The sequence below is a fragment of the Verrucomicrobiota bacterium genome, from assembly GCA_016200005.1.
Lineage (GTDB): Bacteria > Verrucomicrobiota > Verrucomicrobiia > Limisphaerales > PALSA-1396 > PALSA-1396.
In genome coordinates, this window is sequence record JACQFP010000006.1 from 100,402 (window position 1) to 112,633 (window position 12,232).

Sequence of the window (12,232 nt, forward strand, 5' to 3'; positions counted from 1 at the left end):
AGGATTTCGACTCATCAACGCAGTTGTGCCGGTGCCCGGCCAGCGCACGGACGGATGATTCAAGCGGGGGTGAGGCTATTAAACTTTCGCGGTTGGTGACTTAAGGCTTATCTCTCCAAGCGAAAGTGACGATCACCGGGGCCCAGGAGATATGCTGCACGACTTTTTGCAGCGACTTGATGGAATCCGGCGGCGCGACTCTGGCGGTGTTGACCAATTGAATTTCCACCAGCTCCGGCCGCGATTTCAATTGCGCGATCACCGGCTCGTACCGGCGATAATAATCAAACTGCGTCAAGATAACCTTGGATGGTCTCAACGAGATCAACCCTTCCACATCTGATCCAGTCTTGGAGGGTTGGATTTTGGCGAGCCAATCCGAATGAATCCAATTCACGTCGTCATGGCGCGCGGCTTCGTAAAGATACGCCGCCGACAGCACCACCGCAGGCTTGCCCTCCTGGGAAAGGTTTCCCATTTCCTCTTGGACGCGCTGAATCGCCGACGCGTAGCTGACATCCGCCGCACAAATCAATCCCCAGGTCGTCATGCCCACCGCCCGGATTGAACCCAACAGCATCAACAGCACAAAAAAAACTGCCTGCGCCCGCATCGAGCGTTTCCCCGGCAACAGCGCGGCGCGCAAGGCGAGATAAGCGGCGACCAGCAACGGTTGAAGGTAGGCGGCGACGCCGATCATGTTCGACGTCACCAATACCAGACACGCCGCCACAACCGCCAGTGCCGTCAACAAACCGGTCATCACCACCAGTTCGTGCGCCACATCCGCCGGCGACTCGAAATCCTTCCACTGCTTGAACCACAACCATGGCAAGAGCACGCCAATGGCGATCACGCCTGGCACCGTGCGCGCCACTTTCAGCAATTCCGCCGTCGTCGGCCATCGCCAGCCAGTCAACGATGGAGTCTGGCGGGCATGTTCCAGAAAACCGCTCCAGAGGTTCGGGTGAATGGAGGCTACGTAAATCACCAACGCAATTGGCACGAGCACCATGACCAACATCGGGGCGAGCGGAAACTTTTCTTCTTTGGCCAGCGTGCTTGCCAGCATCCCGATGGCAATCCACAGAAAATAAATCCCGCCGATTTGCAGGCTGCTGCCCAGGCACAACACCACCAAGGCAGCAGCCGCAAGCGCCCATCCGTGACTGGGCTTCGCCGAATCTTTTTGAGCAAAAAAACGGCGCGAGCGAATCCAGGAATAAACCGCCAACATGCCGAACACGTGCGCCAGGCCGTCCGGTCGATCGTGAAACGTCTGCACCAGGAGAAATCCACCCGCAATGTTAACGCACCAGCTCGGCGTCCTTAAATGTTTGAAAATCGCCAGCAGGATCAGCATGTAAGCCCCAAACAACACCAGATGCAGCCACATGGCTGACACCGCGGAAGTGCCAAACACGAACATCCACGGCAGCAGCACAAGTTGATAGAGCGGCGGGTAGGCGCTGAAAACTTCCGCGCCGGAAATGGGAAACGCCATCGCCAAAGCAGGGTTGACGTAGTTTCCGTTCAACAGAAAATTCACCACCGGCCCGTCGTAAAAAAACGAATCGTTCGCCGGGACAGGTTGGGCGGAGAAAACAAGGAGCGCCGCTTTCCACGCGAAGACGAGCACAAACACCAGCCACCGGCTGCTCATCCACTGTTTAGGCGACAATTGAGACGACATGTTGTTTCAGCCAGCTTGCACCGAGCGCTCACCAAAGTCATGCAGTCTATTTCTCGTTCCTTTGGAGAGGTATCATGGAAAAGTCCACCTTTGCGGTCACCCGATTGATCAACTGCGCAGACTCGTTTTTCAAAAACGGAAGGGCTTGTCAATGGACAATGCCCTCGGCTACTTTCCCGGCATCCGTTGCAACCGAAACTCAACATGCCCGCGACTGTCAGCACCGAACCAGCGACTCTAGTCCCGCTCTGCGTGGATCTGGACGGCACGCTGATCAAGACGGACTTGTTGGGTGAGTCCATGACGCGATTGCTCAAGCGCAATCCGCTCCACCTTTTCGTCCTGCCGTTCTGGTGGCTGAAAGGCCGGGCCTTTTTGAAACGCGAGATTGCCGCACGCGTTGAATTGGACGTAACCACCCTGCCCTATCACCAACCGTTGATTGATTTTTTGCGCGAAGAACATCGTCGTGGTCGCCCCATTTTCCTCGCGACCGCTTCGGACCGGAAGCTGGTGCAGCCCGTCGCCGATCACGTGGGGTTGTTCACCGCTGTGTTGGCCAGTGATGGTGAAACCAATCTGCGCGGGACGCAAAAACTTCGGGCGATGGAAGAGCGATTCGGGATGCGCGGCTTCGATTACGCCGGCAATTCATCCGTGGACCTGCCGGTGTGGCAACATGCCCGTCAGGCCATTGTGGTCAACGCGCGGGAAAGCGTCACGGCGCGCGCCCGGCAGATTGCGACCGTCAGCCATGTGTTCAACGAGGCGCAAATGCCCATCCAGTCACTTCTCAAAACCTTGCGCCCTCATCAATGGGTCAAGAACCTAATCATCTTCGTTCCCCTGCTCACTTCGCATCAACTCAACAACACCACGCTGCTGGCGCACGCGGTGCGGGCGTTCGTCGCGTTCAGCCTGTGCGCGTCGAGCGTGTATGTCCTGAACGATTTGCTCGACCTCGATGCCGACCGCCATCATCCGACCAAGAAACTGCGGCCTTTTGCGGCCGGCGATTTGTCATTGCCGACCGGCTTTGCGCTCGTGCTGATCCTGCTGGTCGGGAGTTTCGGACTTGCGTGGCTGCTGCCGAAAACTTTCGCCCTGGTGCTGGCACTGTACTTCGTCCTCACGACGAGTTATTCATGGCGACTGAAACAATTCGTGTTGCTCGACGTGTTTTTTCTGGCGGGACTTTACACGATGCGGCTGATTGGAGGTCACGAAGCAACGGAGATTGCTTACTCATTTTGGCTGCTGGCGTTTTCGATGTTCATTTTCCTGAGCCTGGCACTGGTAAAGCGCTATCTCGAACTGCTTGCGTTGCGGCACGAAAACAGGCACGACGTGAAGGGCCGCGGTTACACCGCCAACGACCTCGAAATGGTCGCCACGCTCGGCACCGCCAGCGGTTATCTCTCCGCGCTCGTGCTGGCCCTGTACGTGAACAGTGAGCAGGTCGTGAAACTCTACGCGCACCCGATCCTGCTGTTGCTGGCGTGTCCGCTCTTGCTTTACTGGATCAGCCGTGTGTGGCTCATTGCGCATCGCGGACAAATGCACGACGATCCGATCGTCTTCGCGCTCAAGGACAGCACCAGTTACGTCATCGGCGGGCTGACGCTGTTGGTGCTCTGGCTGGCCACCGGTCATTAGCTCGCAGTTGGTCCTGAATGGCACAACGCATGAACGCATGGTTTCACGACACGGTGTCGGCCTTGGCCTATTCGCTGGCTCAGCCCCACGCCGAGCCAACTCGGCCAGACTTGCAACCGCCTTACAACGATCTCACCCAATTCGTTTTGGGTCAGCATGGGCGAATGACCGATTACCTCCGCACACCACTGAAAGCATTGACGTTGGGGTTTGATCTGCTTGGTTTTTTTGGAAACTGGAAACCTTTTCATCAATTGTCGCCCGTCGCTCGCCGACGTCAGATCGAGGCCTGGAAAAGTTCGTCCAGTGGTTTTAAACGGGACTTAATCCGCTATTACGAAAGTCTGGCGACGCTCGCCCTTTACAGTCGCGATCTAAGCGAATCCCCTCACGCAACCTCCGCCCACCCTCTCCCCCGCCGAGGGGGAGAGGGACGGGGTGAGGGGAACATCAAGCAACCGGGAGATAACCTTAATATCATCGGGATCCCCAACCGCGAACTCCGCCATGAGATTGTGGTGATCGGTTCTGGGCCGGGTGGCGCGATCACCGCTTGTCTGCTGGCGGAGGCCGGACGCAACGTGTTGTTGATCGAAGAAGGGCCGTTTTATTCTCTCGCATCGTGCGTCCCATTCACGAAAGAGGAAATGGTGCAAAAGTATCGCAACGGCGGACAGACCGTGGCGATGGGCACGAACAAAATCGCTTACGTCGAGGGGCGCTGTGTTGGCGGCGGCAGTGAGATCAACAGCGGGCTTTATCACCGCACGCCGCCCGACATTCTGGAAAGCTGGCGCAAAGAATTTCAGGTGGACGGATCGAACGAGATCGATCTGCTTCCGCATTTTGAAGCGTGTGAAAAGGAATTGTCGGTTTCGCTCCTGCCCGGCACAGCGCCGGCGGCCTCGTTGAAATTGCATGACTGCGCGACGCAGCTCGGCTGGAAATCATTTGAGGTGCCGCGCTGGTTTCGCTACGACGCAAACGGTAGCCGCCGACGTGAGGAGGCGGAAACCAAAGACGAAACAACCGTCCGCCTCCTCACGTCGGCGGCTACAGAGCGCGGGTCCGGCAAACGACAATCGATGACCGAAACTTACGTGCCGCGTTTTTTGAACGCCGGGGGTCAACTGTTGCCGCTCACCCGCGTTCAAACGATTCACCAGGACGGCGGAAGGTGGACGCTGTTCGCCCAACACGCCTCGGTCGGCGCGCTGCGCATCGAGTCGGAAACGCTGTTTGTGTGCGGCGGCGCGGTGCAGACACCCACGTTGCTAAGACGCAGCGGCATCAAACGCAACATCGGCAACTCGCTGCGACTCCATCCGACGATCAAGCTCGTCGCAAGATTTTCCGATGTGGTGAACTCAGCGCACATGGGCGTGCCGGTGCATCAAGTGAAGGAGTTTGCGCCGCGATTCAGTTTTGGTTGTTCCATCAGCACGCCGCCTTATCTGGCGTTGGGAATGATCGATCATCCCGAACATGGGAACGTTGTGCGACACTCCTGGCAGCAGATGGCCAATTATTACGCCATGATCACCGGCGAAGGCCGCGGCACCGTGCGCCCGTTGCCGGGGTTTCGTGATCCACTGGTAAGGTACACCCTTACGAGAAATGACCGCCGCGATCTGGCTGAAGGTTTGCACAAACTCACCGAAGCTCTCTTTGCATCCGGTGCCGTGGCGCTCTATCCGGGCATTACCCGTGGCGGGTGTTTACTGCGCCCCGATGATCTGGCAAAGTTGCCGAACGTTTTGCCCAACGCACTTGCCAGCCTGATGACGATTCACTTGTTTTCGTCTTGTCCGATGGGTGAAAATAAGACCAAGTGCGCCGTTGATTCTTTCGGTCGGCTGCACGGCTTCAAGAATCTATTCGTGGCAGACGCCAGTTTGCTGTGCACCGCGCCCGGCGTGAATCCGCAAGGCTCGATCATGGCGCTCGCGCGCAGAAACGCGCTCAGGTTTTTGGGGGGCCATTGAATCGCGAACGCAGCTCTATGAATCTTCAGACCAACCAAGTCATCGTCACCGGCGCGCTCGGCTGGCTCGGCATGAGCCTCGTGCAGGCGTTGGTCAAAGGCTTACCCGATCACGATGACCTCAAGCAGCCGCAAAAGGATTTGCGCATTCGCTGTCTGATTTTACCCGGACAAGATGGCAACGCGCTCAGTAAAATTTCAAAGCGAATTGTGGTCGATACCGGCGACATTCGCAACCCTGCCGACTGTGCGCGTCTTTGCCAGGGTGCAAAGGAAGCGATACTCTTCCACACCGCCGGCATCATCCACCCGCGTAACGTGGCGGAGTTTTATCAGATCAATCTGGACGGGACGATCAACGTGCTCGACGCCGCCATCCGCGCCGGTGTCAAACGCGCAATCATCGTCTCCTCAAACTCGCCCTGCGGTTGCAATCCACACCCCGATCATTTGTTCGATGAACTTTCGCCGTATCGCCCTTACATGCACTACGGCCGCTCCAAGATGCGGATGGAACTGGCCGTGAAGCAGCGGCAGGACCGAATCGAAACCGTCCTCATCCGTCCGCCGTGGTTTTACGGGCCGAATCAACCGCCGCGCCAGACCCTGTTCTTCCAGATGATTCGCGACGGCAAAGCGCCCATCGTCGGCAACGGCCGGAATTTGCGCTCGATGAGTTACATCGACAATCTCTGCCAAGGGTTGCTGCTCGCAGCGCTCGTCGAGCAGGCAAGCGGACAAACCTATTGGATCGCGGACAAACGGCCTTATTCAATGAATGAAATCGTCGATACCGTCGAACGTTTGCTGGAAAATGAATTCGGACAACAATGCGCGCACAAACGCCTGCGACTGCCGGGACTCACCAGTGAAATCGCATACGCGGTGGATGCCACCTTGCAAACGGCGGGCTTTTATCACCAGAACATTCACGTCCTTTCGGAGATGAACAAAACCATCGCCTGCTCCGTGGCCAAGGCGGAAAAAGAACTGGGTTATCGCGCGGCAGTGGAACTGGAGGAAGGCATGCGGCGCTCGCTGCGGTGGTGTGGGGAAAGTGGAATTCGTATTTAACCCTCTTTAAAGAGCGGTCGTCGTCTCGCAACCTGCCCAACAATCAGTCCGCGTCCAGAGCGGTTCGCTTCTCGGTGACGGTTGCAGGTTTTCGCGGCACCAGGATTCGACAGTCCCCAATGAGAGGCAGGTAGCGCCCGATTTCAGCCCGGTCACTACATTCAGGTTTCTTGACGACAGTTTGCAGTTGATAATTCCTTCCAATCTCGTCCAGGAATTCGGGAGGGTACCAATCTTCTACGGTCAGGTAGAGGCGATCGTAATAATGCTGACGAATGCGATCCGGGAAGTGTGACAGGCCAGCATAGCCCGCGGCTTTGAGTTCGAGGATGGTGTTGACGCGATCCAAGGGCACTTCCCGCACTCCGGCACGAAGGAGATACATCATGCCGTGGCCGATGAGGATCTTGCGGCCGGCGTTGAGGTCCAGGTCAACCTGTTGCTGGATTTTCGCGCAAGCCGCATACATGGCCGGGTGAGCCGGGAAGCGTGTGGGGAATAGCAAAAGCACAAACGCGGTGAGCAACCATCCCACCACAAAATCGAATCGAGAATACTGACTTGCGGCCAGCGCTGGGCGCAGCCTCATTTGGTTCAGCCACAGTCCAACAGCCGGCCACACCAAGAACAGCAACCAGAATTGAAAGATGATGAGATTGTTATAGGACCCGAAGTGCTTCGCATAAGCCAGGGCGGCCGGCCAGACAGAGCAAACGCCTATCGCAATCCAGACTTGCAAATATTGCCGGCCTGCCGAACCTGCGCCCCAGACGAGCGGCAGTGCCGCCAACCCGAGCACCGCCAACATCGCCCGGTCGGCATGCAACATGTCAAAGATCAACCAGTAAAACCTCGTCAGATGCACACCTTGGCGGGTGAGTACTTCCCACGTGTAAAAGCGCGCGAACTCAGGACGCCACAGCACAGCCAGCGCCGCGCTGCTGGCCAGCGCACCGACTCCCGCAAGCAAAACCGATTTCCGCCACCCCCAGGGATTGAACCGCGCAAAGACCAATGCAGAACCGACAAACGACACGCTGAGCGTTTGCTTTGCAAACACTCCCAATCCGGCAAACGCCATGGTGGCAAGTGCCAGCCCGAAGGATCGCTTTTGCAGAGCGGTGAGCGTAAGCAGAAACAAACCCGCCATGTGCAGCATCGCCAGGTTATCTGGATGCGTAATGTCCGAAGTGAGATTCTTGAAAATAACCAGCAGAGCGATCCCGCTGCCCAGCCACGCCAGCCGCGTAGATCGCCTATCGTCCCCCACCATCAGCAGCGCTCGGCGCAACGCCAACCCGGCCATCCCGGCCGCGAGGACACCGATGCCCACGTTGACCATTCGACAGAAGCGAATGTCCAAGTGCAGGCCTAGTGGCTTCAGCAATGCGAAAGTGAGATATTCCAGCCCGGGACTATAAACGAAGGAATTGCCATCCGCCGGTGGACCGAACAGGGAGTGGCCCAGCTCCAGCTTGAGCATGTTCGTCATAAACGGGCTTTCCGACCAAATGAACAAGTCCCAGGGGAAACTGATTCTGAGGGCAACCTGAACGATGAGAATCACGACGAACAAACCCACCAGCACGGACACCAGCCACAGAGACGGCACGTGAGTCCAAACCCGGCTGGCTGGCGCATCTTCTGAATTCCCGACCGGCATTCACGACCGAGAGTATCCGAAACTTATGCGCTGACAAGTCAATTCCCGAAACCTTATGCTATTCCGCCAAAAAAAATGATTCCGGCCAACCAACTACGTTGCAGGGAACGGAACTGTCCGCCATTCTGTTCATGACCAACTCCAACGCACTCATCACTGGCGGCTCGGGCTACTTCGGCTCGCTCTTGCGCGACCGTTTGCGGGCGCGCGGCCAGACGGTGCGCGTCTTTGATCTGGTGGATGCCGGGGATCGAACGAGCGACGTTAGTTTTGTTGCAGGCGACATTCGGGACGAAGCGCGTGTGGCGGAAGCGTGCACCGGTTGCGATTTGGCTTATCATTGCGTCGCGCAAGTGCCGCTGGCGAAGGACAAGAAGTTGTTTCACTCCGTCAATGTTGATGGCACGGACAATCTACTCAAATGCGCGCTCGCCGCCAGGGTGCGCAAAGTTATCTACGTCTCGTCGAGCGCAGTGTTTGGCGCGCCGAAGAAAAATCCGGTCACGGAAGAAACGTTGCCCACGCCTGCCGAAGCTTATGGTCGCGCCAAACTGGAAGGCGAAACGCTGTGCGCCCACTACGCACGGCTGGGGTTGGATGTCTCGGTCATCCGCCCGCGCACCATCATGGGCCACGGACGGTTGGGTATTTTCCAGATTCTTTTTGAATGGATTCGCGAAGGTTACAATGTGCCCGTGCTGGGAAGCGGAGAAAATGTTTATCAATTCGTCCATGCCGATGATCTCGCTGAAGCCTGCATCCTGGCCGCCGCCCGGATCGGACCGACGACTTACAATTGCGGCACGGACCGTTTCGGTTCGATGCGCGAAGTGTTGGCGCATTTGTGCGCCCACGCCAAGACGGGTTCAAAAGTGAAAAGCGTTCCAATGCAACCCGCCGTCTGGTTCATGAATGTCAGCAGTGCGTTGGGTCTCTCGCCCCTCGGGCCGTATCATGCGCTGATGTATGGCCGCTCGCTTTACTTTGACATCGCCAAAGCGCAGAAGCAGTTGAGCTGGCAACCGCGTTTCTCCAACAACGAGATGTTCGTGCAGAGCTACGATTGGTATCTCCAAAACCGCGAGGCCATTCTACGCTCACCCGGCGCGTCGCATCATCGTTCGGCGGTCAAGCAGGGAGTTCTGAGTCTCGTAAAACATTGGTTGTGAACTTTGTTCGCTCATTCATCCAGAGCCGTTATCCGCTGGCCATCGTCGCGGGACTTTTGCTCGCGGCTTCCTTTCCGAAAATTGGGATCGCGGGTTGCGCCTGGATAGCCCCAGGCCTGATGCTCGCGGTCGCCTTCGGACAGACTGGGAAACAGGTTTTCCGAATCGGATATGTGGTGGGAATGGCGCATTATCTGGCAACACTCTATTGGCTGCTCCTGATCCCAGTCCGCGGAGCGCCGATTCTGGGCTGGCTGGCGTTAAGCACGTTTCTGGCGCTCTATCCGGCCACGTGGGTCTGGCTGGTCTCCAAGGTTGCAGGTTTCAAGGTTGAGGTTGCCAATTCAACCGCTCCGACGAAACTCTCACTGGCTGATGCAGTGTTCTCGTCAAGTTGGATTCGACGAACTGGATGGGCACTTTGCGGCGCGGCCATCTGGGTCGCGCTCGAAATGACACAGGCGCGCTTTCTGAGCGGCTTTCCCTGGAATCTGCTGGGCACGTCGCAATACAAAATCCTGCCGCTGATCCAGATCGCGTCAATCACAGGTGTTTATGGCGTGTCGTTTCTCGTCGTCTGGTGTTCGTTGTCAATGCTGTGCGCGCTGGTCGCCGTCATTCAACGGCCCAAGGTGCGTTCGGCCTGGGTTGGTGAACTGTTGCTGCCATTGCTGGTCGTGGGAATCGTATTTGGTTGCGGCTATCGCAAAATCATGCAGCCAGCCTCAACCGGTCGCGAACTGACATTGGCGCTGGTCCAGCCCAGCATTCCGCAGACGCTGATCTGGGACGCCAATGAAAACACCAATCGCTTCCAACAATTGCTGAAACTTTCGGAACAGGCATTGACCAATCATCCGGACGTATTGCTGTGGCCGGAGGCGGCCGTGCCGAATCTTTTGCGCTGGCACGAGCCGACTTACCGCGCCGTCACCGGCCTCGCCCGCTCAAACAAAGTCTGGATGATCATCGGGGCGGACGACGCCGAACCGCGTCGCAACACGCCCAATCCCAATGACGCCGATTATTTCAACAGCAGTTTCCTTATCAGTCCCCAGGGAGAAATCGTGAAAAGTTATCGCAAACGACTGCTCGTCGTTTTCGGCGAATACATCCCGCTGGTGCGTTGGCTGCCGTTTCTGACATATTTTACGCCCATCGAAGAAGGCGGCTTTACTCCGGGCGACCGGCCCGTGCCGTTCGAGCTGCGTGATTTGAGAGTGAAGACTTCGGTGCTGATTTGTTTCGAAGATAATTTTCCGCACGCCGTTCGAGATTACGTGGACGACGACACCGATTTTCTGGTGAACCTGACGAACAACGGTTGGTTCGGCGAAGGTGCCGCGCAATGGCAACACGCCGCCAATGCAATATTCCGCACGGTGGAGAACGGCTTGCCGCTGGTTCGTTGCACGAACAATGGTTTGACTTGCTGGGTCGATGCCAACGGACGCTTGCGCGATGTGTTCGGGATGGAAAGCGGCAATGTCTATGGCAGTGGTTTCATCACCATTCGAGTTCCGCTGCTCCCCCTCGGACAAAAACGCGAGCCGACATTTTACCACCAGCACGGCGACTGGTTTGGATGGGGTTGCGTGTTCGCGACCGTGTTGATGATGACGAAATTAGCCATTCGACGGAAGTCTGCGACGGACTGAACACCTAACTCTGCCCATGTGCAAGTAGATCGCGCCGGGATATTGGATGCGCAGTTGGCGGGGCATCACAACCTTTTACCGCCACACCGGATTGGTGTCAATAGTACGGAGCGACCCCTTTACGGAGCGACCCCTTTACGTTGCCTTCATGCCCGCCAACCAAGCTTCCAATCCAGTTCGTGAATTGGCCATGACTTTCGGAGAGCAGATGAACTGTGCGCTTGACAGATTTAAGCCATATCAACGAAAGAACTCAGCCACGCCGGGCCGATGATATGAACCGCGAAGGCGGAACAGAATGCGCCATCCGGCGTTGGCTGCGGTGATCTTGTTGGATGTGCTTTTCATCAGACTTTATTTCAAACGGACTGTGACCTTACTCGCGTAATCCCTTGGACCGGTCTCCCAGCAAATAAGATCAAAGCTGTCACCTCTGGCCTTATTCAAATCGGCGAGTGGTATCGCAAGTTCCACACCATCCGTACCGTGGGCAATCAGAGGCACTTCGCTTCTTGAACTCGCCTCGTGTGTTCCTGAGGAAAAACTATTTTTTGCTGAATCCCAAAGCTTAACTTCATAGCTAACGTAACATCCCGATTGGTCCTTTCGGCATCCCCCAGTGCTCATGTAAATCCCAACTAGAAGTGGAATTTCTATATCCGCGCCCGGCACGGTTGCCATACCCGACGCGTCCCTCCCCGTAGCGCCAGTGTTTGTGTCAGAATCGCTGTCGATATAGATAGAACCTAACGAACCAGCGGAATGACGCTTGTCATAGCGCTCTTGCACGCTTGGTTTGCATTTCACAAACAAATACAGGTAAGCACCATCGTTGTCGTAATGGAGCTCTTTCAGATCAAAACCATCGAAGGGTGGATCGACATTGATTTTGCTCCAATCCAGTCCCGTTTCTGTCCATGAAGTCTCGAAAGTTTTCCAATCCAGGAAATCCCCATCAATCTTGTACTTCGGCGTAATCGAATAGGTGGGCCCAACGGATGGCGCACATCCACAAAGCCAGACTGTGGCAAAAGCGAACAGCCAATTTACGAAAGTGGTGCGGCTCATAGTGGCTACGTAATCAGTGCATCCAACGACCCAGCGACGGCGGCCACGCGGCGCGCCGATTGCAATTGCGACGGCCCGCCGCCGTTAGATGCCATGATGGGTTGAACGTCGCTCCGCGCGTAAAGGGGTCGCTCCTTACTTTTGACACAAGTTCAGGTCGTAAAGGGCTCGCTCCTGGTAGATTGCGTCGGGATATTCGATGCGCAGTTGGCGCGGCATGGCAACCCTTTACCGCCACACCGAATTGGTGTCAATAGTAAGGAGCGA

At 56.6% G+C, this 12,232-nt stretch carries 8 protein-coding genes; 5 read left to right on the forward strand and 3 right to left on the reverse strand.

Going from position 1 to position 12,232, the window contains the following annotated elements; genetic code table 11:
• Window positions 1-100: 100 nt before the first annotated feature.
• The gene (locus HY298_01800) at window positions 101-1,693 is read right to left on the reverse strand and encodes a hypothetical protein (GenBank protein MBI3849013.1); all 1,593 of its coding nucleotides are present in this window, start codon (window positions 1,691-1,693) and stop codon (window positions 101-103) included.
• A 204-nt stretch (window positions 1,694-1,897) separates the two neighbouring features.
• On the opposite strand from HY298_01800, the gene HY298_01805 reads away from it, so the two are divergent.
• The 3 genes from HY298_01805 (at window position 1,898) to HY298_01815 (ending at window position 6,407) form a co-directional block, all read left to right on the forward strand.
• The gene (locus tag HY298_01805; GenBank protein MBI3849014.1) at window positions 1,898-3,349 is read left to right on the forward strand and encodes a UbiA family prenyltransferase; all 1,452 of its coding nucleotides are present in this window, start codon (window positions 1,898-1,900) and stop codon (window positions 3,347-3,349) included.
• A 164-nt stretch (window positions 3,350-3,513) separates the two neighbouring features.
• On the forward strand, window positions 3,514-5,334 hold the full coding sequence (locus HY298_01810; GenBank protein MBI3849015.1) for a GMC family oxidoreductase: 1,821 nt from the start codon (window positions 3,514-3,516) through the stop codon (window positions 5,332-5,334).
• Between the two features lie 17 nt (window positions 5,335-5,351).
• Window positions 5,352-6,407, forward strand: a complete 1,056-nt coding sequence (locus HY298_01815; protein ID MBI3849016.1) for an NAD(P)-dependent oxidoreductase — start codon at window positions 5,352-5,354, stop codon at window positions 6,405-6,407.
• A 43-nt stretch (window positions 6,408-6,450) separates the two neighbouring features.
• On the opposite strand, the gene HY298_01820 is transcribed toward HY298_01815, so the two are convergent.
• Window positions 6,451-8,019, reverse strand: coding sequence for a hypothetical protein (locus HY298_01820; protein MBI3849017.1), 1,569 nt, complete (start codon window positions 8,017-8,019; stop codon window positions 6,451-6,453).
• A 182-nt stretch (window positions 8,020-8,201) separates the two neighbouring features.
• On the opposite strand from HY298_01820, the gene HY298_01825 reads away from it, so the two are divergent.
• Both HY298_01825 and lnt read left to right on the forward strand, forming a co-directional pair.
• Complete coding sequence (locus HY298_01825) at window positions 8,202-9,239, forward strand: NAD-dependent epimerase/dehydratase family protein (GenBank protein ID MBI3849018.1); 1,038 nt, start codon at window positions 8,202-8,204, stop codon at window positions 9,237-9,239.
• A complete protein-coding gene (lnt, locus tag HY298_01830; GenBank protein MBI3849019.1) occupies window positions 9,236-10,897 on the forward strand; it encodes an apolipoprotein N-acyltransferase in 1,662 nt (553 codons plus the stop codon). The genes HY298_01825 and lnt overlap by 4 nt, the downstream gene beginning before the upstream one ends.
• Before the next feature lie 354 nt (window positions 10,898-11,251).
• On the opposite strand, the gene HY298_01835 is transcribed toward lnt, so the two are convergent.
• A complete protein-coding gene (locus HY298_01835) occupies window positions 11,252-11,965 on the reverse strand; it encodes a hypothetical protein (protein MBI3849020.1) in 714 nt (237 codons plus the stop codon).
• Window positions 11,966-12,232 lie beyond the last annotated feature (267 nt).